General features: G+C 41.5%; 23 protein-coding genes. 16 read left to right on the forward strand and 7 right to left on the reverse strand.

Annotated elements, in window-relative coordinates; all coding sequences use genetic code 11:
* Positions 1–4 precede the first annotated feature (4 nt).
* The 4 genes from QMA12_RS14790 to QMA12_RS14805 all read right to left on the reverse strand — a co-directional run bounded on the left by QMA12_RS14790 (position 5) and on the right by QMA12_RS14805 (position 4457).
* Positions 5–3094: an EAL domain-containing protein gene (locus QMA12_RS14790; RefSeq protein ID WP_290210463.1), complete on the reverse strand. Its 3090-nt coding sequence runs from the start codon at positions 3092–3094 to the stop codon at positions 5–7.
* A gap of 294 nt (positions 3095–3388) precedes the next feature.
* Positions 3389–3646: a hypothetical protein gene (locus tag QMA12_RS14795; RefSeq protein ID WP_290210464.1), complete on the reverse strand. Its 258-nt coding sequence runs from the start codon at positions 3644–3646 to the stop codon at positions 3389–3391.
* A 21-nt stretch (positions 3647–3667) separates the two neighbouring features.
* Positions 3668–4114 (reverse strand): hypothetical protein, encoded by a 447-nt coding sequence (locus QMA12_RS14800; protein WP_290210465.1) that lies wholly within the window; start codon positions 4112–4114, stop codon positions 3668–3670.
* A gap of 7 nt (positions 4115–4121) precedes the next feature.
* Positions 4122–4457 (reverse strand): DUF883 domain-containing protein, encoded by a 336-nt coding sequence (locus QMA12_RS14805; protein ID WP_290210466.1) that lies wholly within the window; start codon positions 4455–4457, stop codon positions 4122–4124.
* A 493-nt stretch (positions 4458–4950) separates the two neighbouring features.
* Here QMA12_RS14805 and mraZ point away from each other — a divergent pair, with 493 nt between their 5' ends.
* From mraZ to lpxC, 16 genes are all read left to right on the forward strand, one after another.
* Positions 4951–5409, forward strand: coding sequence for a division/cell wall cluster transcriptional repressor MraZ (gene mraZ, locus QMA12_RS14810; protein ID WP_087531108.1), 459 nt, complete (start codon positions 4951–4953; stop codon positions 5407–5409).
* Between the two features lie 30 nt (positions 5410–5439).
* On the forward strand, positions 5440–6378 hold the full coding sequence (gene rsmH, locus QMA12_RS14815; protein WP_290210467.1) for a 16S rRNA (cytosine(1402)-N(4))-methyltransferase RsmH: 939 nt from the start codon (positions 5440–5442) through the stop codon (positions 6376–6378).
* Positions 6375–6701 (forward strand): cell division protein FtsL, encoded by a 327-nt coding sequence (gene ftsL / locus QMA12_RS14820; protein ID WP_290210468.1) that lies wholly within the window; start codon positions 6375–6377, stop codon positions 6699–6701. The genes rsmH and ftsL overlap by 4 nt, the downstream gene beginning before the upstream one ends.
* Positions 6698–8515: a penicillin-binding transpeptidase domain-containing protein gene (locus QMA12_RS14825; protein ID WP_290210469.1), complete on the forward strand. Its 1818-nt coding sequence runs from the start codon at positions 6698–6700 to the stop codon at positions 8513–8515. The genes ftsL and QMA12_RS14825 overlap by 4 nt, the downstream gene beginning before the upstream one ends.
* The gene (gene murE, locus QMA12_RS14830; protein ID WP_290210495.1) at positions 8508–9986 is read left to right on the forward strand and encodes a UDP-N-acetylmuramoyl-L-alanyl-D-glutamate--2,6-diaminopimelate ligase; all 1479 of its coding nucleotides are present in this window, start codon (positions 8508–8510) and stop codon (positions 9984–9986) included. The genes QMA12_RS14825 and murE overlap by 8 nt, the downstream gene beginning before the upstream one ends.
* Entirely contained in the window at positions 9983–11371 is a 1389-nt protein-coding gene (gene murF, locus QMA12_RS14835) for a UDP-N-acetylmuramoyl-tripeptide--D-alanyl-D-alanine ligase (RefSeq protein WP_087531103.1), read from the forward strand. Before murE ends, murF begins: the two co-directional genes overlap by 4 nt.
* On the forward strand, positions 11365–12447 hold the full coding sequence (gene mraY / locus QMA12_RS14840) for a phospho-N-acetylmuramoyl-pentapeptide-transferase (protein WP_087531102.1): 1083 nt from the start codon (positions 11365–11367) through the stop codon (positions 12445–12447). Before murF ends, mraY begins: the two co-directional genes overlap by 7 nt.
* On the forward strand, positions 12448–13773 hold the full coding sequence (gene murD, locus QMA12_RS14845) for a UDP-N-acetylmuramoyl-L-alanine--D-glutamate ligase (RefSeq protein WP_087531101.1): 1326 nt from the start codon (positions 12448–12450) through the stop codon (positions 13771–13773).
* Positions 13770–14945 (forward strand): cell division protein FtsW, encoded by a 1176-nt coding sequence (gene ftsW, locus QMA12_RS14850; protein WP_087531100.1) that lies wholly within the window; start codon positions 13770–13772, stop codon positions 14943–14945. Before murD ends, ftsW begins: the two co-directional genes overlap by 4 nt.
* Positions 14942–16024 (forward strand): undecaprenyldiphospho-muramoylpentapeptide beta-N-acetylglucosaminyltransferase, encoded by a 1083-nt coding sequence (gene murG, locus QMA12_RS14855; protein ID WP_290210470.1) that lies wholly within the window; start codon positions 14942–14944, stop codon positions 16022–16024. Before ftsW ends, murG begins: the two co-directional genes overlap by 4 nt.
* Before the next feature lie 53 nt (positions 16025–16077).
* A complete protein-coding gene (gene murC, locus QMA12_RS14860) occupies positions 16078–17487 on the forward strand; it encodes a UDP-N-acetylmuramate--L-alanine ligase (protein ID WP_217896156.1) in 1410 nt (469 codons plus the stop codon).
* Complete coding sequence (locus tag QMA12_RS14865) at positions 17484–18404, forward strand: D-alanine--D-alanine ligase (RefSeq protein WP_290210471.1); 921 nt, start codon at positions 17484–17486, stop codon at positions 18402–18404. Before murC ends, QMA12_RS14865 begins: the two co-directional genes overlap by 4 nt.
* 1 nt (position 18405) lies before the next feature.
* Positions 18406–19185, forward strand: a complete 780-nt coding sequence (locus tag QMA12_RS14870; RefSeq protein WP_087531096.1) for a cell division protein FtsQ/DivIB — start codon at positions 18406–18408, stop codon at positions 19183–19185.
* Positions 19182–20414 (forward strand): cell division protein FtsA, encoded by a 1233-nt coding sequence (gene ftsA / locus QMA12_RS14875; protein ID WP_087531095.1) that lies wholly within the window; start codon positions 19182–19184, stop codon positions 20412–20414. The genes QMA12_RS14870 and ftsA overlap by 4 nt, the downstream gene beginning before the upstream one ends.
* A 21-nt stretch (positions 20415–20435) precedes the next feature.
* Positions 20436–21677, forward strand: coding sequence for a cell division protein FtsZ (gene ftsZ, locus QMA12_RS14880; protein ID WP_290210472.1), 1242 nt, complete (start codon positions 20436–20438; stop codon positions 21675–21677).
* 105 nt (positions 21678–21782) lie between these two features.
* On the forward strand, positions 21783–22694 hold the full coding sequence (gene lpxC, locus QMA12_RS14885) for a UDP-3-O-acyl-N-acetylglucosamine deacetylase (protein WP_290210473.1): 912 nt from the start codon (positions 21783–21785) through the stop codon (positions 22692–22694).
* Between the two features lie 119 nt (positions 22695–22813).
* Here lpxC and yjjG read toward each other — a convergent pair whose 3' ends face one another.
* From yjjG to QMA12_RS14900, 3 genes are all read right to left on the reverse strand, one after another.
* Positions 22814–23488: a pyrimidine 5'-nucleotidase gene (gene yjjG / locus QMA12_RS14890; RefSeq protein ID WP_290210474.1), complete on the reverse strand. Its 675-nt coding sequence runs from the start codon at positions 23486–23488 to the stop codon at positions 22814–22816.
* Complete coding sequence (yjjX, locus tag QMA12_RS14895) at positions 23489–24043, reverse strand: inosine/xanthosine triphosphatase (protein ID WP_290210475.1); 555 nt, start codon at positions 24041–24043, stop codon at positions 23489–23491.
* Between the two features lie 70 nt (positions 24044–24113).
* Positions 24114–25013, reverse strand: coding sequence for a phosphoribulokinase (locus tag QMA12_RS14900; protein WP_087531090.1), 900 nt, complete (start codon positions 25011–25013; stop codon positions 24114–24116).
* Positions 25014–25102: the final 89 nt, after the last annotated feature.

Here is a 25102-nt window from a genome sequence, read left to right on the forward strand (position 1 = left end):
CACGTTACTTTTTTAAGAGAGTTAAAAAATCAGCTTTTGGTAATGGTTTAGAAAATAAATAACCTTGGCCGTAGTCGCACCCGAGTCCAAGGAGTAGCAGATGTTGTTCTTGGGTTTCGATCCCCTCGGCAATAACTTTGAGATTAAATTGGTGAGCCATAGTAATGATTGCTCTACAAAGAGCGAGTTCTTGGTTTCCTGCCTTTATGTTATCGACAAAGCATTTATCTATTTTTAAGTAATCAGCATCCATTTGCTGTAAGTAAGCAAGAGAAGAATAGCCCGTACCAAAGTCATCAAGAGCTAACTCCATACCTGAATGCTCTAATGTTTTAAGACGTCTTTGAGTTAATGGCTCAGGGGTTATCATTAACCCTTCTGTAATTTCTGCGACGATTGAACTGAGCGGTAAATTAGCAGCCTTTAGTAGCTCAGGCCACTCATCTATACCACTATCTAAGCAGCTAAATTGTACAGGTGACACGTTGATACTTAATTGAAAACCTTCATCCACTTGTGATCTTAAAGTGTTTAGTGTGTCTATTGCAGTAGTAAATACAAATTGACCTAATGGATTAATATACCGAGACTCTTCAGCTAAGGGGATAAAATGTGCAGGGTTAATTAGGCCTTTGTCTGGGTGCTGCCAACGTATTAAAGCTTCAGCTTTATGTATTTTACCTGTATCAAGATTTACAATTGGCTGATAGTGTAAGTCAAATTCTTGTTGCTCAATGCCGTGGCGCATATCTTTTAACAGCTCCATCCTTGCTTGGGCTTGCTCTCGTAAATCTACATTGAAAAACTTATAACAATTACGGCCATTTTGTTTAGCTTGAAACATTGCTTGATCGGCTGCTTTAAGTAATTGTTCACAGCTATCTCCATCATTAGGAGCAATAGCAATACCGATACTTGCTGCAATATAAACTTCTTCACCTTCTAATTTAAAGGATGCTGACATGGCATCAAGTACATCTTGGGCAACTTTTTTAATGTGCTCTTCGCTGATCAATTTGGAATGTACTATAACAAACTCATCACCACCAATACGGGCAATAAATTCAATGTCTGTAATATTCTCCAGCAACCTTTTAGCAGTGAGTTTTAATAATTTATCACCATAAAAATGCCCCAGAGTGTCATTGATATCTTTAAAGTGATCAAGGTCAAGTAACATGACCACCAGAGGTTCATTTACGCTAACGTTGCTAGCTAAACGTTGATTTAAACGCTCTTTTAATTCAATTCTGTTGGGCAAGTTCGTTAAATGATCAAAGTGGGTTTGATGCCAAATAAGTTCATCGGCTGCTTTTTTCTCTGTAATATCAGTAAAAATAGCAACCCTACGATGAGGTTGGTAATGTTCATCATAAACAGTGTCTATGGTTAACCATTCGGTAAATAGCTCGCCATTTTTACGTCGGTTGATGACTTCTCCTTGCCAGCGGCCTGTTTCTTCTATTGCTTGCCACATTTTTTTATAAAAGACTTTTTTGTGATTGCCTGAACTAAGAATTGATATTGGCTTCCCTAATACTTCATCTTTACGATACTGGGTTAAATCACAAAATGCGGGATTAACATCTAATATAATTGCACTTGGGTCAGTTATAACCATGCCCTCACTACTATTAGCGTAAACTAAAGAGGCTAAATTTGAGGCATGCTCGGCTTTTTTTCTCTGGCTGATATCTTGTAATACAATAGTATATTCATTACTGGTTTGTTTAGCGCTGATCCTGACTTCGTATATATGCTTAGTACTAGGGCTACTTTGAACTACCTCAAATTGTGCAGTATCATTTTGTGTGGGTAATTTTTTTAGTATTTGCTTACTAGCTTCTTCATCAAGCAGATCTCGTAAATGCAATTTGTCTCGCACTTTCAAAGGGCTATTTAGCTTAGAGAATTGGCCTCCTAAATTAAGTACATCACCATGGATATTGATGCGAATATAAATATCGGGTAGAGCACTTAATAAGCCGTTAAGCTCGTCGTGCTGCCGTTTTATGTGTGCTTCAGAAGCTAAACGAGTTTGAGCCATATATTCAAAATGTTTATATAAATTATTAAGCTCTTCACTTTTAAGGCTAAATTGTTTGGGTAAATCACCTTTTGCAAGGTCTTGTATTGCTGTAGTTAAGCGTGCTAAGGGGGTTAATACGACTTGTTTTAATTGTATACGGGCAAAAATGCAAAGTAGAACTATCATCAGGATAAAAGCGATCAGAGTATTAAAAAATAATTGATTCGCTTTACCTATTGGCACGTTAAAAGGAATAGCAACATAAACATTAAGTGAATTATTAACGTTATCCCTATACATTTGCTGACTATGAATTACATAGCTTTTGTTTTTAAAATCAACAATGTTACTCACACCTGAAGTGCTATTGCTAAATCCATACTGGTTTATGCTTTGACCAAACATGTCACTATCATGATTTGAATTAGCAACAATACGGTTGTGGTTATCGGTGATAACGGCTATAGCTCCATCAGGTAAGCGAAAGTTGGCTAGCTTTTTACTCCACCAATCTAAAGTGATTACAGTTACGACTGCGCCATATGGGGTCTGTTGAGTGTCGAGCAGCGGGTATGCGAAATTGACTGTATGTGTACCTAAACTTCGATCTTTTTGAAAAAAACCTATAGCAAAACTTTGAGTTTCGAGTGCGTTGATGTAGTACTGGCGATCTGAAATATTTATGTCTTTATTCATTCCGCTTAGTAAACATTGCGGTTGACCCTTAAGGTTAATAATACCGATATTTGCAATTTCAGGATTAAGGGACTGTATTTTTTCGAGGTAAGGCGGACAACCAGACTGTAACGGAGCCGTAAAAGCGTCTAGTTGTGCAAGCTCGACAGTAAAATGTTCAATCTCATCGAGTAAGCTTGTTTGTTGCGCCGCTAACTGTTCTGCAATAGCTAATGCTTGCAAACGGCTTTCTTTGAGCACATTTTCTTTTGCATGCCAAAGACTAAATAGAATTACTACAACGCCGGGTAAGCTTAATAAGACGAATAAACGATAAAGACGCTCTTGTAATGATGATGATAAAATGACGACACTCTTTACTCTTAACATTTGGACCAAATTGTAGTCAATAACTCACTAAAAAACCATGCTTTTAATAAGGTTATAGCACTTTTGGTGTAACCGAATGTAATAAACTGTTTTATCCACAGGACTTTTTAAAGAGTGTGATTAAAGTATGAGGCATTTTTATTTAACTATAAGAGAATATTAGTAAAAATATATCCGTTGGAAAGCTATGCATTTATAGATAAGCATAAGTTGATCGCACACTCGGATTTATGGGTTAAAGACTTCTTTGATTTATCATGTGTAATAAGTTTTGCTCTATTGGGGCTTTAATTATTACAGTAAGCGCAAAAGCCAAGTGAATTTACCCACAGTACTGATAACACTAGTTGAGTTCTCATTCGATTTTAAAGCTTGGTAACCTGCGCCTGCCGTGAAGGCACTTGCTAAACCTGCCTTAGAGACGGTAAAGCGTTTTAACCTGTATTTAAATGCTTGTTGATGTTGGCGTTTTAATTCATCTAAGGTATCCATTTCGGTACTGAGTTGGTCGACCTTGCTTTGGGGTTTATGAATAAAATAATCAATGAACATGGCTATCCTTAATACACAGATTTACTCTTCGTTAATATTGAATAATTGCTTGACGCTGCGAGAAGTTTTATCAAAGCCGATTTTACGACTTATATGACCAATATTTTTCCATAACCAAGCTAAGCACAGCAGTTGCATCACTATCAATGATAACGCAGCTAACCAAATGGAATGACTTGCAGAAAAAATAGCTAAGCCAATAGTTGCTAAAAGGCCGGCCCATAGTAAAACGAGTCCGCCTGCAAAACTAACCAGTAATATGATCGTAAGAGCAAGTGAACGGGTAGATAAGCGCCATTCGGCAACGGCAACCTGCTTACAGATACCTGCTTGCTGGCGATAATCTTGATATATCTGTTCACCATATTGAGCAAGTTTAGCTAGATGATCTTGCCACTGTTCTGCACCTTGCGATGCAGTCTCAGTGGCTGAATGATCACTATTGCCTGAGTTGGTAGGCTGTTCCATAGTCAGATTACTTATTACGAACTAGTGCTGAAACTAACATACCCGCAGCAAAAGCTATTCCCGCTGTTGCTAATGGGTTTTCAGCGGCAAATTTTCGGGTTTTACCACTGTATTGGTTTAGTTTCTCACGCGCAATTTGCTGTTTTTCTGACAATGTTTCAGCTGAGCTATTAGCACCTTCACGGATGTTTTGCTCTGCTGTTGCTGCGCGAGTAGATAAGGCGTCAACCGCGTTGTGAGCAGCAGAAGTTGCTTTATCAGTTAATGGAGCTTCTGCATGTGGCATTTTTGGATCAGTCTTGCTATTTGCTGATGTGGTCGTATTCGTCGTTGTAGTAGCCATAGTATTCCTTCCTTAAATAATTAAACTCGATGTGCATTTAACTATGCAGCCTTTATACCATTCTTAAAAATTATTAAAAATCAATGTTTTGACTTTTAATTTAAAAGAAATATTTTCTTATTTAAAATTTTGGCGTAACAATTTCAGGCTGATTGAGTAAATTTTACAACGAGCAAATCCAGCCGTTTTACATGTCTTCTATTTTGTTACTATTCATTGCTCATTCATTAAGCGGTTTAAACCACCTAGCATGCTAAAAAACCATAAAAAAATATTTTTTTATGTTTCCCCCCTTTTTCCCACGTAATTCAGTAGCTTTGCGTGAGCCCTTATATTTTCTGGCTTGAACAGGGGATTATAAGATTTTGCCGACTTGACAAAATAGCTTGTCAAGCCCTAAACTGGAGCACTGTGGTAAAAAGTGGTTTTTAGTGGATCAAATTGGATCAAACTTAATCTAAATGGATTAACAACTAATTTAAAATAGGCTTTTATGTTTCGCGGTGCGAGTTCACTTAGTATGGATGACAAAGGACGTTTTGCGGTACCGACTAAGTACCGAGATACTCTATTGTCTGAAGACTTTGGCACAGTGATATGCACAATAGCTCTTAATGAGCCTTGTCTGTGGTTGTATCCACTTGCGCAATGGCAAGATATTGAAGAGCGCTTAGCTAAAGTTTCTAATATGAACCCACGCGCCCGACGCATGCAACGCATGCTGTTAGGTAACGCGACAGAATACCAACTAGACAAAAATGGCCGAATCTTACTTGCACCGTCACTTCGTGCGCACGCAGATTTAGGTAAAAAAATAATGTTGGTCGGTTTAATGAATAAATTTGAGATTTGGGATGAAGAGCGTTGGCATGAACAAATGCGCCAAGACACCGAAATAGAAAGACTTGGTGACTTTGAATCTAGCCCTGACTTAGATAATTTCTCACTCTGATCAGCGAAATAAAAAGGCAAAAACTAACTAATGACAGCGCAATTTGAACACATATCCGTGCTAATGGACGAAACCATCGATGCCCTTGCTATTAAGCCTGACGGTATTTACATGGATGGTACGTTTGGTCGTGGCGGACACTCTGGGCAAATTTTAGCGCGCTTAGGAGATACAGGCCGTTTACAGGCAATTGATCAGGATCCCCAAGCAATTAAAGCTGCTGAAAAATTTGCGAACGACCACCGTTTTGCCATTGCTCATACGCGTTTTTCAAATATATACGATGTCGCACAGCAAAACGATCTGTTAGGTAAAGTAGATGGTATCCTGCTAGATATTGGGGTGTCTTCACCACAGCTAGATGACGCTGAGCGAGGTTTTAGTTTTATGAAAGACGGACCTCTCGATATGCGTATGGACCCGACTAGTGGTAGAAGTGCCGCGCAATGGCTCGCAGAAGCTGAGCTTGAAGATATTACTCATGTGATAAAAACCTACGGCGAAGAGAAGTTTGGCCGTCGTATAGCACACAAGGTATTAGAGGTTCGTGAGCATACACCCATCACTACGACTAAGCAGTTAGCTGATTTAGTTGATGAAGCGGTGCCAGTAAAAGATAAGTTTAAGCACCCTGCGACTCGAACATTCCAAGCTATTCGTATCTATATCAATAGTGAACTTGAAGAGATTCAAACCGCATTGCAAGCAGCGATCAATGTATTAAAACCAGGCGGGCGACTCGTTGTTATTTCATTTCACTCGCTTGAAGATCGCATTGTTAAACAGTTCATTAAAAAACAGAGTAAGGGAGCAGCATTACCCAGAGGTCTGCCTTTAACTGAAGCACAAATAAATAAAGACCTAACGTTAAAAGCTGTGGGTAAAGCTATTAAGCCAAGCAAAGATGAAATTGAACGTAATCCACGTTCGCGTAGTTCAGTACTTAGGGTTGCGCAGAGGCTGGGATGAAGGCAAAAGCGAATCATCGTCAGCCCAATTTATTTTTAGAGATTATCAAAGGCCTAGGAGCAAATAAGCTAACCTCGGCCTTATTGGTTGTGATATTCGCATCAAGTTTGAGCGTTGTGCAAATTACCCATTTAGCTCGCCAAGAGTTAATTGAGCAAGATCAACTGCTGCAAGAGCGGGATGAGCTTGATCTTGAATGGCGTTATTTACTCGTAGAAGAAGAATTTTATTCACAGCATGCGCGCATTGAAGAAATTGCCACTATGCAACTTGAGATGAAACGGCCTACTAGCCAAGATGAACAGGTGATAATACTGCCATGAGAAGTAAAGGTAAGAGACCAGTCAATAGCTTGATCACGTGGCGCTTTATGCTGGTGTGTTCTGTTGTGCTGCTTGTCTTTGTTACTTTGGTAGCGCGGGCAGCTTATTTACAAGTTATTGAGCCAGATAAAGCGCGCTCAGAAAGTAACAAGCGGACAGTACGAGTTGAAAAGCTCCATGTTCAACGCGGAATGATATTTGACCGTCACGGTAAAGAACTTGCTGTAAGTGTTCCAGTTGTAAGCGTGTATGCTGATCCAAAAGCACTACATAAATCTTTGGTATCTAAAGTATTAAAACAAGCTCGTAAAAATGGCGAAGATCATAAAGCATTAGCACAGAACACCCCTTTACTTGAACAACGAGTGGCACAATACTATCAAAACGATCTTCGTTGGCGAGAACTCGCTGATGTGTTACGGATTGAGCCGAACAAAATCGACAGCCGTTTACGTAATGATGCCAGCCGTCGCTTTGTCTATCTAAAGCGTCAGGTTACACCTGCCGTAGCTAATTACATAGGAGACTTACGTCTACCTGGTATTCACTTACTGGATGAGTCAAAACGATACTACCCAGCTGGCGAAGTAACAGCCCATGTTCTTGGCTTTACCAATATTGATGGTAAAGGAATTGAAGGTATCGAAAAACTGTACGAAAATGCGCTTACAGGTGAAGAAGGCCGACGCACTATTCGTAAAGATGCTAGAGGCCGTGAAGTAGAAGTGCTTGACGAACGTGAACGTGTAGAGCCTGAAAATATCCAATTAAGTATAGATCAACGTATTCAAGCTATTGCTTATAAAGCTGTTAAATCAGCGGTGTTAACTTATAAAGCCACTTCGGGCTCTGCCATGGTGGTTGATGTTAAAACTGGCGAAGTACTAGCAATGGTCAATAGCCCTTCATTTAATCCGAACAACTTAAATGATGCTGCCCCACATAAACGTCGCAACCGCGCAATAACCGATTTGTTTGAACCGGGCTCAACCGTTAAGCCTCTAGCCATTTTGGCTGGATTAGACTACGGCACAATCCAACCGGATGACAAGGTCGATACTTACCCAGGCTGGATGCGTTTAGGTGGCAGCTTAGTACAAGATACGCGTAACCATGGTGAAATGACTCTGCGTGAGATTTTAAAATACTCAAGCAATATGGGCGTGACCAAAATAAGCCAAACAGTCCCTAAAGATTACTTTGTAGGTTTATATCAAAAAGTAGGCTTTGGTAGTGACAGTGGTACAGGTATGGTTGGCGAGAGTAGTGGGCTATTTTATCCAAACCGTCGCTGGTCTGATCATGAAATTGCAGCACTATCGTTTGGCTATAATCTTGCCGTAAGTACTGCTCAAATGGCGCGGTTTTATGCGATGTTAGGTGCTGGTGGTGTGAATCGCCCACTCACTATCTTAAAACAAGATGGCATTCCTGAAGGTGAACGAATCTTTCAGCAGCAAGATGTTGAAGCTGTGGTTCATATGATGGAAAGCGTATTTGATGAAGGTGGTACCGCTAGGCGCGTAAAGGTTGATGGTTATCGTGCTGCAGGTAAAACAGGTACCTCTAAAAAAGCCGCTGTGGGTGGTTATGGCGATGAATATGTTGGCTATTTTGCAGGCTTGGCGCCAGCAAGTAATCCACGTTTAGCAGTGGTGGTATTGATCAATGAGCCCGGTGGAGATGTTTATTATGGCGGTGCAACAGCAGGACCTGCATTTGCCGAGATAATCTCTAACTCACTAAGAATTTTAAACGTAGCGCCAGATAAAGATGCAATGGCATACGTAAAGGGCGAAGACGATGGTGCGTGATTTAAAAGCGATACTAAAACATATTGAGATTGATGCAACCAGCCTAGTGGTTAATGAGTTGCGACTTGATAGTCGTGAGGTAAAACCCGGTGATGTATTTGTTGCCATTAAAGGTCATCAGTTGGATGGCGGTCATTTTATAAAGCAAGCAATTGACAATGGCGCGGTGGCAGTTATTGCAGATCGATTGTGTGAATTTGAGAGCGACTTTGAGCAATTATATCTATCTTCGGATTTAGATAAAAAACTTCCTGTACTTGCTAATCATTTTTACCAAAAGCCTAGTAAACAGCTCGATTTAATTGGTGTTACCGGCACGAATGGTAAATCCACAACCACAGCGATGATTGCTCATTTAGCAAATTACTGTGCAAAGCCCGCAGCTATTATTGGCACCTTAGGGTATGGCGCACCTGAGCAGCTAATACCACTTATCAATACCACGCCTTCGTGTGTTGATTTACAACGTATTTTATCTGAATTAGTGACAGAGCAAAAACAGCTCGTGGCTATGGAAGTATCATCTCATGGACTAGTGCAACACCGTGTTACTGGTAGCCAATTCAAAGCAGCTGTATTTACTAACTTATCTCGTGATCATTTAGATTATCACGGTGATATGGCAAGTTATGCTGATGCTAAGTTAATGCTAATGCGAGACTTTGAGGCCGAATTAGTCATCTTAAATCAAGATGATAATCAAGTGCAGCAGTGGTTAGAGCAATACGATTTCAATAACTTAATATGCTATGGCCGCAAAAATTTAGTGCCCAAAGGCGCTAGGTTTGTGTACTTTACCGATGTAAACTATCACAAATCAGGTATTTCGGCACAGTTAACGACAAGTTGGGGCGATATCGCTATAGAATGCCCATTGTTTGGTGAGTTTAATTTATATAATTTAACTGCTGCGTTTGCCACCTTATTGGGGCTTGGTTTTCCACTACAAAACTTGGCCGCAGGCTGTGCAAGTTTGCAACCTGTCGCTGGGCGTATGCAGGCTTTTAGTGCAGCAAATAAACCAACATGTATTGTTGACTATGCACACACCCCAGATGCCTTAGCACTGGCATTACAAGCATTACAACAACATGTGCCAGGTGGTGTAAGTTGTGTATTTGGTTGTGGTGGTGACCGTGATAAGGGTAAGCGCCCGATGATGGCTAAGGCTGCTGAGCAGTATGCGAATAAAGTGATTGTAACAAGCGATAATCCTCGTAGTGAAGACCCTGAACAGATCATGTCAGACGTCGCGGCAGGCTTAGATAAACCGCAAGCAGCACACTTAGAATCGGATCGTGGCGCAGCAATCGCATTTGCTATTGATAATGCTAAAGATAATGAAGTGGTTTTAATCGCTGGCAAAGGGCATGAAGATTATCAAATTATAGGGTCGCAAAAAATTGATTTTTGTGACCGCAAATTTGTACAACACTACTTAAAAGAACAAATAAGAGGATCGCAGTTATGATCCCTATGGATTTTGATTGGCTAGCGAGTGTGCTGGCAACTGATAGCCCACGTGGCAATCAAATAATAAAAAACATAAACACCGACACCCGTACGTTGTGCGGCGGTGAGGTGTTCTTAGCGCTACAAGGGCCTAATTTTGATGGCCACAAATTCGTCGAACAAGCAAAAAGTAAAGGCGCAATCGCGGCGATTGTCCACCGTAAAGTTGATGTAGATATTCCTCAATTTTTAGTGGCAGATACTCGTTTAGCTTTAGGTGAAGTAGGTGCGGCAGTAATGGCAACTGTTGCTCCTAAGACCATCGCTATTACCGGTAGTGTCGGTAAAACCACAGTGAAAGAAATGTGCGCGGCCATTCTTTCATCGCACGGTGAAGTACTTGCCACTAAAGGTAATTTTAATAACGATATAGGTGTGCCATTAACTTTACTTAGGTTAGAGCCACAACACCAATATGCAGTTATCGAGTTAGGTGCAAACCACCTCGGTGAAATAGCTTATACTGCAGCGATGACAAAACCTGATGTTGCTGTGGTATGCAATGTTGCAGCTGCACATATAGAAGGGTTTGGCTCACTCGAAGGTGTCGCTACTGCTAAAGGCGAAATATACGATGGTTTAAAGCCAAATGGTGTCGCTATTGTTAATTGTGATAGTGAATTTAGCCAACAATGGTTAGATAAACTAGCGCAAAATAATGTTAAACGTATATCCAGCTCGCAGCAGCTAGATGTATGGGCTGAAGACATTTCCCTTGATGCACATGCTCACGCATCATTTTATATTTGTAATAAAGCTCACCGAGTGCCCGTTAAGCTGGCTTTACCTGGGCGTCATAATGTGATGAACGCATTAATTGCCGTTGCATTAACCAGCGAGTTTGGTGTCAGTATTGAAAACGCAGCTGTCGCACTTGCTACTATGAGCGCAGTGCAAGGGCGCGTTAATATAATCAACGTGAGCGACACGTTGACTGTAATTGATGACACTTATAATGCAAATGTTGAATCTGTAAAAGCAGCCATTGACTTACTGAGTGATATTGAAGGACAGCGCATATTAGCATTTGGTGACATGGGGGAGCTTGGTGAAGAAGCTCGTATGTACCATCAGCAAGTAGGTGAATACGCAAAAAATAAAGACATTGATGAACTTTACACCTTAGGTGTGCTGAGTAAGTATGCCAGTGATGAATTTGAAAAACCAAATAGACATTTCTCTAGTCGTGACCAATTGCTACAGCAATTAGAAGCTGGGTTAACTGACAAATCACAAAAAACCACCATAGTCGTGAAAGGATCGCGCAGTTCTCGAATGGAATTACTCGTACAAGATTTAGTTAACAGCCAGCAAGTTGGCAGCAATGGAGTACCTAGATGTTAGTTTGGCTGGCAGAATATTTAACTCAATATTACAGTGCATTTAATGTATTTTCATACCTAACGGTTCGCGCCGTATTTGGTATTTTAACGGCGTTATTAATTTCGTTATATTTTGGCCCTAAGCTAATACGTGGCTTGCAAAAAATGCAAATTGGCCAAGTAGTACGCAATGACGGACCAGAATCCCACCTATCGAAAAAAGGCACCCCAACGATGGGGGGCTTACTTATTTTAGCGTCAATATTTACCAGTACATTGTTGTGGGCAGATTTAGCAAATAAATATGTATGGGCAACTTTATTTGTAATTGGTTCGTTGGGTATTGTTGGCTTTGTGGATGATTATCGAAAAGTAATTCGAAAAGACCCTAAAGGCCTGATAGCTAAATGGAAGTACTTTTGGCAATCAGTTATCGCGTTGGTTGTTGCCTGTGCATTGTTTTTCACTGCCAATCACGCTAATGAAACCTCGCTTGTAGTACCATTTTTTAAAGATGTATTACCGCAATTAGGTTTGTTTTATATCGTAATGACTTACTTTGTGGTTGTAGGTACATCGAACGCGGTGAATTTAACCGATGGTCTTGATGGCTTGGCAATTGTACCAACCATTTTAGTGGCGGCGGCCTTGGCAATTATTGCGTATTTAACCGGTAACGTTAATTTCTCAGCTTATTTACATATTCCGCATTTACCGCTAGCCAGTGAGTTAGTTGTTGTGTGTACTGCGATAGTTGGTGCTGGGCTTGGATTTTTATGGTTTAACACTTATCCAGCGCAAGTATTTATGGGGGATGTAGGTTCCCTTGCACTTGGTGGCGCTCTGGGTATTATTGCCGTATTGGTTCGTCAAGAGTTGGTATTGGTGATTATGGGCGGCGTGTTCGTAATGGAAGCTTTGTCAGTAATCTTACAAGTGGGCTCATACAAACTTCGCGGTCAGCGAATCTTTAGAATGGCACCTATTCACCATCATTACGAATTAAAAGGTTGGCCTGAGCCTAGAGTAATTGTACGTTTTTGGATTATATCAATCGTACTTGTGTTGGCAGGCTTAGTAACATTAAAGATCAGGTAAATGAGCTATTTAAACGAGATACAAAACAAACGTATAACAGTGCTCGGACTCGGTGTAACCGGTCTGGGCATTGTGCGTTTTCTATTGTCTCATAATATTACGCCAACCATTGCTGATAGTCGCCAATCTCCACCGGGTATAGATTGGTTAAACCAGCATGCCTCACAGCTTAGTACTCAGTTTGGTGATTTAAATAATGCTGAACTCAACACTCAAGATATTATTATTATCAGTCCAGGGCTTAGCTTATCGACACCCGTTGTGGCTGAGGCAATTGCTGCGGGTGTTGAAGTAATAGGTGATATTGAATTATTTGCCCGACTTAACGATAAACCAGTGATTGCGGTTACAGGCTCAAATGGTAAATCAACCGTGGTGACACTTGCCTTTGATGTGCTCAAAACGGCTGGGTTCAAAGTGGGTTTAGGTGGCAATATTGGCACAGCGGTACTTGATTTACTTGCAGACGATTTTGATGTGTTTGTGCTGGAGCTTTCGAGTTTTCAATTAGACACCACTAAAAGCTTAAAACCTATTAGCGCCACGGTCTTAAATGTATCAGAAGATCACCTTGATCGTTATGCTAATTACCAAGCTTACATAGACTCAAAACAAACAATTTATAGCCATGCTGCTTTAGCTGTAGTTAACAAAAGTGATGTGGCGACACATTGCGATATTAATCCGCAAGTGAGCTTTGGTTTATCAAACGCAGATTATTGTATATCAACATACAATGGCGAGCCGTATTTTACAGCTTATGGTAAAGCCGTTTTACCTGTGAGCAAGCTAGGTGTTGTGGGCAGTCATAATCAACTCAATGCGTTATCAGTTATGGCGTTATTGCAACCTTTTGAGGTGCCAGTTGAGCAATTTGCTAAGGCATTTTCTGCATTTAAAGGACTTGCTCATCGTTGTCAGTTTGTTGCTGAGCAAGATGGAGTTAAATACTTTAATGACTCAAAAGCAACGAATGTAGGGGCTACAATTGCCGCAATAGATAGTCTTTCAGAGCAAGCAAAGCAACTTATTGTTATTGCTGGCGGAGATGCCAAAGGTGCGGATTTAGATGCGCTAAAACCTTATTTGCAAGATAAAGTTAAAGCACTGATTTGTTTTGGTAAAGATGCGAATGCACTTGTGGCACTGAGTGATAAAGGCCGTTTGACAGAAAACATGCCACAGGCGGTAAATCTGGCTAAAACATTGGCTGAAACCGGTGATTATGTGCTGCTAGCACCAGCGTGTGCCAGTATCGACATGTATAACAACTACATGCAACGTGGCGATCATTTTAGCGAGTGCGTTAGGGCGGGTGAGCAATGATAGCACTGACAGATATTCGAGAAGCGCTTACACCTAAGCAGTCGGCTCAGCTTTATGATGTGCCTTTGCTTTATTGTGTGATCATGCTTATTGGTGTTGGTTTTGTCATGGTAACCAGCGCCTCAATGCCTACCGCTGAGCGTTTATTTGATAATCCTTACCATATCACTATTCGCCATAGTATGTTTTTAGCCATGAGCTTTGCGTTATTTTGGATAGCTTGCAGTATGCCAATGGATTGGTGGAAGCGCTCCAACCCATATTTATTATTATTGGGAATGGTGCTGTTAATTATAGTATTAATTGTTGGCCGCGAAGTGAACGGTGCTAAACGTTGGATCCCCATAGGCCCTATTGGTTTTCAAGTAGCAGAAGCCGCAAAGCTGTTCTTCTTTAGTTATATTGCCGGTTACCTGGTGCGCAAGCGTGCTGAAGTGCAAGAGAACATCAAAGGCTTTGCCAAACCTATAGCAGTATTTGCAGTATACGCACTGTTAATTTTACTCCAGCCGGATTTAGGGACTGTGGTGGTTATGTTTGTGACCACCGTTGGTCTGTTATTTTTAGCGGGCGCTAAACTTTGGCAGTTTTTTGCATTGATCTTAACGGGTATAGGTTTAGTGGTATTACTCATTATTGTTGAGCCTTATCGCATGGCACGTGTAGTTGGCTTTTTAGAGCCATGGGATGACCCATTTGGTAAAGGTTACCAGCTGGTACAATCATTAATGGCTTATGGTCAAGGTGGTTGGTTTGGTCAAGGGCTTGGCAATAGCGTACAAAAATTACAATACCTGCCAGAAGCACACAACGATTTCATTTTTGCTGTAATAGGCGAAGAGCTTGGCTTTATCGGCGTATTAAGTATTTTAATGGTGTTCTGCATTTTAGTTTTTCGTGCTCTTTTAATTGGGCAACAAGCGCTTAAATGTGGCAAAGAATATGAAGGGTACTTTTCATTAGCGATAGGTATTTGGTTTGCCTTTCAAACGATGGTTAATGTAGGCGCCAGTGCCGGTATTTTACCAACCAAAGGGCTTACCTTGCCATTTGTCTCTTATGGTGGTTCCAGTTTATTGATTATGACCATTGCCGCAGGGATTTTATTCCGCGTTGATTTTGAAACAAAAATGGCAACCAAACAAGCAACATCCCGAGGAGGTAAGCGATGAGCAAAAAATTAGTCGTCGTTGCCGGTGGTACGGGCGGGCATATCTTTCCTGGTATAGCTGTAGCACAACATTTAACACAACAAGGTTGGCAAGTAAGCTGGATTGGTACCGCTGATAGAATGGAAGCGCAGGTTGTACCTAAGCATAATATTGAGATTGATTTCATTAACGTCAAAGGGGTGCGTGGTAATGGCTTAAAACGCTTAGTTAAAGCACCTTTTATGGTAATTAATGCCATTTTACAAGCTCGTAAAGTATTAAAACAACAGCGCCCCGATGTGGTACTTGCGATGGGGGGGTATGTCACAGGGCCAACTGGTATTGCAGCAAAAAGCTTAGGTATACCTTTGGTTATCCATGAGCAAAATGCGGTCGCTGGGATGAGTAATAAGTGGTTGGCAAAATTTGCTAATAAAGTACTGGCTGCATTTCCCAGTGCATTTGCGAGTGGTCAGAGTGAGGTTGTCGGTAACCCTGTTCGCCAAAGTGTAACGCAGGTAGCTGTTCGCAATGCTACCAGCCCTATTAATATTTTAGTTGTAGGTGGTTCATTAGGAGCTCAGGTACTAAATAGCACACTACCTACAACCTTTAAGCAATTATCTTATATATGCGAGCTAAATATTTGGCATCAAACGGGTAAAGGGCATTTAGGTGCGGTTACAGAGGCTTACACAGAGCAAAATTTTAATACTGAGCAAATAAGAGCGGCTGAATTTATTGATGACATGGACACCGCTTATGGCTGGGCAGATATTGTTATTTGCCGCGCAGGGGCGTTAACTGTGAGTGAAATAGCAGCGGCAGGAAAAATGGCGCTATTTGTGCCGTTTCCTCATGCTGTTGACGATCATCAGACTGCTAATGCTCAATTTTTGGTAAACGCTGACGCTGCTTTATTAATGCCACAGGGACAATTTCAACAAGACGCCATTGTTGACATGTTACGCTCATTTTTAGCAAAACCTGAATTAATTGATCAGATGGCGAAACGTGCTAAAGCACTCGCTATACTGGATGCCACAGCGCATGTTGCACAGCATTGTGAGCAAGTAATAGATAAAAAGAGAGCCGTGTGAACGAATTAAATAAACAAATAAATGTTGAGCAACAAAGATCAACACGCCCAGCGATGAGACGAATCGACACCATTCACTTTATAGGAATTGGTGGTGCTGGCATGGGCGGTATTGCAGAAGTGCTTGCCTTTGAGGGGTATCGAATCACAGGTTCTGATATTGCTCATAGCGCCATGACAGAGCGTTTAATTCAAGCAGGTGCAGAAGTATTTATTGGTCATCATCAAAGTAACGTAAAAGATGCCAATGTAGTTGTGGTTTCAAGTGCGATCGATGAAACAAACCCAGAAATTATTGCAGCAAAGGCGGCGCGTATTCCCGTTGTTCGCCGTGCTGAAATGTTAGCTGAGCTAATGCGTTTTCGCCACGGTATTGCGATTGCAGGTACTCATGGTAAAACCACTACAACAAGCCTAATTGCTAGTATTTATGCCCAAGCAGGGCTTGATCCAACCTTTATTATTGGTGGTTTACTTAATAGTGCCGGCAGCAATGCAAAGGTTGGGAAGAGTGATTTTTTAATTGCTGAAGCGGATGAAAGTGATGCGTCGTTTCTGCATTTACAACCCATGGTCTCAGTGATCACTAATATCGAAGAAGATCACATGGAAACCTATGGTGGTAGTTTAGAGAAAATGAAAGACACCTATGTGGATTTCATTCATAACTTACCATTTTATGGCTTAGCCGTGGTGTGTATCGATTCAGAGGTGGCCGCTGAACTTATCCCACGCTTTGGTCGCCCAGTGATCACGTATGGTGAATCTGCAGATGCAGATTACCGCATGCTGAACTTTAGCCAACAAGGTAATACCTGTGACTTTACAGTACGAACAAAGCAAGGCAATGAGCTAAATATTCAACTGAATATGCCAGGTATACACAATGCACTTAACGCAACGGCTGCGATTGCTGTTGCCAAAGATCAGAATATTTCTGATCAAGCAATTTTACAGGCCTTACAAAAGTTTGAAGGCGTGGGCCGTCGTTTTCAGCATTATGGTAATTTTGCCACCGAGTGTGGTGATGTGATGTTAGTAGATGATTATGGTCATCACCCATCAGAAGTAGCGGCTACAATCGCAGCAGTGCGAGAAGGTTGGCCTGATAAGCGCTTAGTTATGATTTATCAGCCGCATAGGTTTACTCGAACCCGTGATTTATATGAAGACTTTGTTAAAGTTCTCGCTGATGTTGATCAACTTTTATTGCTTGATGTATACAGTGCAGGCGAGGATCCAATTATAGGTGCTGATAGTAAAAGTCTGTGTCGTAGCCTGCGTCAGCGTGGCAAAGAGCCGTTGCATATAGCAAGTAATTCAGAATTGGCTGGGGTGTTGGCAAATATATTACAAGACAATGACTTAGTTTTAACGCAAGGGGCTGGTAATATAGGTCAATTAGTTAAAAAGTTAGCAGCAACCGAGTTGTCAATAGAACAACTTAAGCAGGTAGAAGTATGACTCATTTAAGCACACAATTTGGCAAGGTTGCAGTATTATTAGGCGGCCATTCAGCTGAACGTGAAGTATCGCTAAAATCAGGTCAAGCAGTGCTTAATGCATTGCAAAATGCGGGTGTTGATGCCATTGCTTTTGACCCGAAAGAGCAGCCTTTATGGCAGCTTAAAGAGCTTGCTGTAGAGCGCGTATTTATCGCCCTACATGGTCGCGGTGGTGAAGATGGTACTATTCAAGGTGCGCTTGAATTTATGGGCATACCTTATACGGGTAGTAATGTACTAGGGTCGGCACTGGCAATGGATAAAATTCGTTGTAAGCAATTATTTAAATCGGCAGGTTTGAGTACGGCACCTTATGCTGTGGTTGATAACAAACGTGGCTTTGATGCTCAAACGATAATGACTGAGCTGAAAAAAGTAATGGTTAAGCCTTCTCATGAAGGGTCAAGCATTGGTATGGCACAGGCTAATAATGCTGATGAATTAACCGCAGCGCTCAATGAAGCGTTTAAATTTGACAGCCAAGTATTGGTTGAGCAATGGATATCTGGCCGTGAATTTACTATCACGGTACTTGGTGATGATGTACAACCTGTGATTGAAATGACCACGCCGAATGGTTTTTATGACTATCAAGCTAAATATCAATCAAGCACAACGCAGTACCATTGCCCTGCAGATCTACCAGCACAAGATACACAACTACTGCAAGATATGGCACTACAAGCATTTGACTTAGTTGGTGCCAGTGGGTGGGGACGAGTAGATGCTATGCAGGATGGGCATGGTAACTTCTATTTATTAGAAGTTAATACTGTACCCGGAATGACTGAAAAATCTTTAGTGCCAATGGCTGCAAAAGCAAATGGTGCAAGCTTTGAGCAATTAGTTGTTCGCATTTTGGAGCAAACACTTTAATATGCATCCCCTTTTGGAAAAAGCGCAGCAGTTAAAACAGCGATTAAATTGGTCGCTGATTTTTGGTGTTAGCTTTTTTTTGGTGGTGATATTTAGTTTAGTGCAAGTCACCAGTGGTGTTAGACAATGGCTAGTAGAGAATAAAGATGCTCAAATAAAACATTTAGCAGTGCTAGGTGAGCCAAAATACACTGATGAAACAGCCATTATTAAAGCGATTAAACAAGCTGATTTATCAAGTTTTTTTGATCTAGATGTCATCCATGTACAAAATTTAGTGCAGGATTTACCTTGGGTAGCTACAGCATCAGTACGTAAACAGTGGCCAGACACACTACAGGTTTATGTTGTTGAACATCAAGCTGTTGCTATTTGGAATAGTGATTTATTGCTTAACCAAAGCGGCGAGGTGTTTCAGGCCAGTAGTGAGCAGCTAGTTGATGAACTACCTCAGTTATACGGTCCTGAAGGCAGTGAAATAGAGGCTTGGACTGCATTTAAACAGTTTAATGACATGCTTAGTTTGAACAACTTACAACTCACTAGCTTGGCGTTGTCGGAGCGCTTTTCATGGCAGTTGTGGCTTGCAAATGGTATTAAGCTTAATTTGGGCCGAAAAGAAAAAGCAAAGCGGGTGCAGCGGTTTATAGATGTGTACCCGAGAATGGAAAAACGTGCAGATGCACAAGTAGATGTAGTGGATTTACGGTATGATACCGGCCTTGCGGTGAGCTGGAAGCTCCTGGAAGAAGCACAATTACAAAATAAGAGTAAGGCATGACTAAGTCAGCAGAAAGAAACCTAGTGATTGGATTGGACGTTGGTACCTCAAAAGTGGTGGCCACGGTTGGTGAAATCACCGCAGATAATAAACTCAGCATTGTTGGAGTTGGTAGCCAAGTATCCCATGGTATGGATAAAGGTGGTGTGAACGACCTTAATTTGGTATCAGAGTCTATTCGTCGAGCAATTGATGAAGCAGAGCTAATGGCTGATTGTCGTATTAGCTCAGTTTACTTGGGTATTTCGGGTAAGCACATTCAATGTCAAAACGAAAACGGTGTGGTGGCAATTAATAATACCGAAGTCACTGATGAAGATATTGAGAATGTCATTCACATTGCGCGCTCGGTACCGATTTCTGCTGAACGCAAAATGTTGCATGCTTTACCACAAGAGTACAGCATAGATATGCAAGAGGGGATTAAAAACCCATTAGGTATGAGTGGTGTACGAATGGAAGCCCGCGCTCACATCATTACTTGCTCAAACGATATGGCAAAAAATATTGAAAAGTGTGTTGAGCGTTGTGGCTTAGAAGTTGACCAACTTATATTTACCGCCTTAGCGTCATGCTATTCAGTATTAACTGATGATGAAAAAGAACTCGGTGTTGCCGTGCTCGATATTGGTGGTGGTACAATGGATATCACTATTTATATTAACGGCGCGCTACGTCATTCGGCAGTGATCCCCGTTGCAGGTAACCAAGTAACCGGTGACATTGCAAAAATATTTCGCACGCCGATATCACATGCTGAATCTCTCAAGGTACAATACGCATGTGCGAGCAGCCAAATGGCCAGTAGCGAAGACACGATTGAAGTACCAAGCGTAGGTGGGCGACCGGCACGGTTAATGTCGCGTCATACTTTATCAGAAGTCGTTGAGCCACGTTTTAGAGAATTATTTGAACTGGCGATGGAAGAAATTCGTCGTTCAGGTTTAGAAGACCAAATTGCAGCAGGGCTCGTCATAACAGGCGGCAGTGCTAAAATGGCCGGTGCAATGGAAGTAGCAGAAGATATCTTCCAAATGCCAGTAAGAGTAGGCAAACCAATCGGGATGGTTGGTTTGACAGATTATGTAGATGATCCTTCATATGCAACGGCGGTGGGCTTATTAAAGTACGGCCGTACAATGCAATCGATGAATGCACAAAAGTCGAAACCTGAAGGTGATAACAATTGGTGGAACCGTATAACGAAGTGGTTCCAAGGCGAGTTTTAATACTCAAGTCGGAGAGTAAACATGTTTGATATGATGGAACAACACAGCGAAGAAGCTGTCATAAAAGTAATCGGCGTGGGCGGTGGCGGCGGTAACGCTGTTGAGCACATGGTGAAACAACAAATCGAAGGTGTGCGTTTTATCGCAGCGAATACAGATGCTCAGGCATTACGTAACTCATCTGCGGATATTACCGTGCAACTAGGTACTCAGATCACATCTGGGCTAGGTGCGGGTGCAAACCCTGAAGTAGGGCGTAATTCAGCTGAAGAAGACGCTGAGACGATTCGCAACAGCCTTGAAGGCGCTGACATGGTATTTATCGCCGCTGGTATGGGCGGTGGTACAGGTACTGGTGCAGCCCCTGTTGTTGCAAAGATTGCTAAAGATTTAGGTATATTAACGGTTGCTGTGGTTACACGCCCGTTTGACTTTGAAGGCAAAAAGCGTGCAGCTGCTGCTGAACAAGGTATTAATGAATTGTCAGAAATTGTAGATTCACTTATTACAATTCCTAACAATAAATTGCTTAAAGTTTTAGGGAAAGGGACTACACTTCTAGATGCCTTCGCTAAAGCAAATGACGTATTGTTTGGTGCGGTGCAAGGTATTGCAGAGTTGATTACCCGTTCAGGTCTAATCAACGTGGATTTCGCCGACGTTCGTACTGTAATGTCAGCGATGGGCACAGCGATGATGGGCACAGCGTCTGCATCAGGTCCTGATCGTGCACAAGAAGCAGCTGAAGCCGCTATTTCTAGCCCATTATTAGAAGATGTAGATTTAACTGGTGCCAAAGGTATCTTGGTTAATATCACCGCGGGTATGGATATCGCAATTGAAGAGTTTGAAATTGTTGGTAACCACGTTAAAGCACTTGCATCAGAAAACGCAACGGTTGTTGTTGGTGCCGTAATTGATCCAGAAATGAGTGACGAGTTACGTGTTACGGTTGTTGCAACTGGTCTTGGTGGCGATCGTCGTCCACAGTTTGGTATTGTAGATAATGGCTTTAAAAAAGCATCAGGCTCTGATGTGACAAGCTCTACTAATCAAACAAGCAGCATGTATGTACCAAGCTTTGCAAGCCAAGGCAATAGCAGCCAAGAAGCGGATGCAGCGCCTACAATTGAAAAGCAAGAGTCAAGCATGACCACGCAAAACAGCAATGCGAAAACAGAACAAAGCAGTGGTAAATCTGATAAATCAGAAGGTGGCGATTATTTCGACATCCCTGCGTTTTTGAGAAAGCAGGCTGATTAAGCACAAAAATAATAATGTTTTTGTGTGAAAAGTAAACAAATTTGGCAGCTGATAGTATTTGTGATACAATCCGCCGTCTAACTGTAACTATAAGTGAGCGAACCTATGATTAAACAGCGTACGATTGCAAAAGTAGTCAAAGCCATAGGAATTGGACTTCATAAAGGTGAGAAGGTCACAATAACTCTCCGACCTGCGAGCGCAAATACTGGGATTGTATTTCGTCGTGTCGACCTTGATCCGGTTGTTGATTTTGAAACAACACCTGAAGCCGTTGGTGATACGCAATTGTGTACCTGTTTAACAAATAAAGATGGCGTTCGCTTATCTACAACTGAGCACCTTATTGCGGCAGTTGCAGCAATGGGCATTGATAATTTAATCGTTGAATTAGACAGCTCAGAAGTGCCTATTATGGATGGTAGTGCATTACCATTCATATACTTGTTACAAAAAGGCGGAATTGAAGAGCAAAAAGTTGCTAAACGCTTTATTCGTATTAAAGAAAAAGTACGCATTGAAGAAGGCGATAAATGGGCTGAGATTGAACCGTACGATGGTTTTCATATCGACTTTGAAATTGCTTTTGATCACCCTGCAATCAATGAAAGCCGCCAGCGTATTGGTTTAGATATTACGGCGCAAAGCTTCACTGAAGAGATCAGTCGTGCTCGTACTTTTGGTTTTATGAAAGACATAGAGTACATGCATGCTAATAACTTAGCACTTGGTGGCAGCATGGATAACGCAGTTGTATTGGATGAATTTAAAGTACTCAATCCAAACGGCTTGCGCTACAGCGATGAATTTGTAAAGCATAAAATACTAGACTGTGTGGGTGATATGTTTATGACTGGCCACAATATATTAGGTAAAATTACTGCTTACAAATCAGGGCATGACTTAAACAATAAATTACTTCGTAAAATTATGGCAACTGAGTCAGCATGGGAGTGGGCTACATTTGATACCCCAGTTACAATGCCAGCACCAGGGCTTGAAGTAGCTACAGTTTAATTGCTTACACTAAACAGTTATAAAAAATGACGCTTTTAGCGTCATTTTTTTTGCTTAAATATTATGCCCTAGTTTTTAATTGTGAACCTTGAACCTTGAACCTTGAACCTTGAACCTTGCTACAATCTCAAAAGCTGTTGTAATTGCACCAGTTCAGTAATCTTATAAGTTGGCGTTATTCCTGATGGTAGTTCAAAGCCCGGGTGCTGTAACCAACATGTGTCTATACCTGCATTCATACCACCGAGAATATCGCTGTTAGCAGTATCACCCACCATTAAAATCTGCTCTTTCGCAGGGTTGCCCATAAGCTCAAATGTATGGTCAAAAATTTCTACAGCAGGCTTAGCAATACCCACTTGCTCAGAGATAACCAGCCAATCAAACATATCTTTTAAACCAGTGTGTTCTAAGCGACGTGCTTGTAATTGCGTAAAACCATTGGTGATAATGCCCAGTTTTGCATTGGGCTTAAGTTTAGTTAAAAGCTCCACTGCACCGGGTAGCGGCTGACAAATTTCTGCCATTGCAGTTAAAAAGTCATCATTAAGCTGCTGTGCTGGCACTTTGAGTTTAGTGGCCCATTCACTAAAGCGCGTAACCTGAAGGTGAGTCGCCGATATTTTATTATCTTGATAAGCGAGCCATAGAGACTTATTTGTTAGTTGGTAATGATCGTAATCAGCCGGGGTGAAATCTATATCGTAAGTGGCGAACATGCGCTTTAGGCCAGCGTAGGCATTAAAGCTAAATAATGTTTCGTCAGCATCAAATAGAACATGGGTATACTTCATTTAAACTTCCTTAGCATAAAGTTCGGGATGTAAAAAAGGCGCCATAGCGAGTGTGAGTGCTTGAGTATATGTACTTTGACGTGTGGCTTGGTTATTAGTTAATAAGCCAATAGCGCCCCCTTGCTGCTTAATATTGTGGGTATTAAATGCATTGTCCATTACATCGCCAAGTTCTTCACCATATAAGACGGCATTATATAAAATTTGAGGCAAAGGCAAATTGCTGCTGCGGCCTATACTTTGTTGTGCTGTATTGGCTATCACAACATAAGCAAAAGTGGCTGGCCCATAGCTAAACTGCGCAGCTCCACCTTCCATCGCAACATAAAAATCTGCGTGGTGATGGTGTTTTACATACGTTACGCGATTTTCTGCGCCAACTCGGGTTTGTTCTTCACCAATCGGTTGATCTGGCACCTCTGAAGGGGCATGTATACCTACACACTTTATTTCGTGTTGTGGGAAAAACGCAGTGAAAACATGCGCTGCGGCATTGATCTTAACTGGGTTCTTTGAGCCAACAAGAATGTTTAGTATCTGAGTATGAGACTTCATACACTACTCCTTTACATCGCAAAGTCGTAGTGTACGTTATTTGTATTAAAAGTATATTTTAAAGAACTGATTAAATAGGGATATCTACAGGAGACAGATCAGCAAGGGCGCGTTTCTTTAAAATGATGTCTTTGATAAGTGGTGTTAATACCAACTCCATGGCTAAGCCCATCTTGCCACCAGGCACTACAAGGGTGTTTATTCGCGACATAAAGCTACCTTCAATCATTTGTAAATAATAAGGGAAGTCCACATCATCAATTCCCCTAAAGCGGATCACCACAAAGCTTTCATCTAATGATGGAATATCTTTAGCGCTAAATGGGTTGGAGGTATCAACGGTAGGCACGCGCTGAAAGTTAATATGCGTACGAGAGAACTGTGGCGTAATATGATTTATATAGTCATCCATACTGCGCACAATAGAGCCCATAACTGCTTCGCGTGAGTGACCGCGTTCAGAGGTGTCTCTGATTAACTTTTGGATCCACTCAAGGTTAATAATGGGTACCATGCCAATGAGTAAATCAACATGTTTTGCTACATCGTGGTCTTGATCAACAGCGCCACCGTGGAGTCCTTCATAAAACAGAATGTCAGTGCTGCTTTTTAGTTCTTGCCAAGGAGTGAATGTGCCAGGTAATTGATTATATGGCACGGCTTCATCAAAGGTATGTAAATAGCGGCGTAGCTTTCCTGTGCCGGTTTCGCCATAGGTACTAAACAGCTCTTCTAATGCGCCAAAGTCATTTGCTTCACGACCAAAGTAGCTAATATGTTTACCCTCTTGCTGCGCTTCACGCACTTTTTTATCCATTTCAGGGCGGGTATAGCGATGAAAGCTATCGCCTTCGATAAAGGCCGCTTCAATATTTAAACTGCGGAAAATATGTTTTACTGCGTTCGTCGTGGTGGTGGTACCTGCACCAGATGAACCAGTAATTGCAATAATTGGATGTTTAGCTGACATAGTTACTCTCGTTTTAGGTAGCACACTAGTTATAAGGGCAAGCATGGGGGTAGGTCAAGGGGCAGATCATTAACAAGTTTGTGAATCCT

Origin of the sequence: Pseudoalteromonas sp. APC 3893, from assembly GCF_030408095.1 — a bacterium.
Classification (GTDB): Bacteria; Pseudomonadota; Gammaproteobacteria; order Enterobacterales; family Alteromonadaceae; genus Pseudoalteromonas.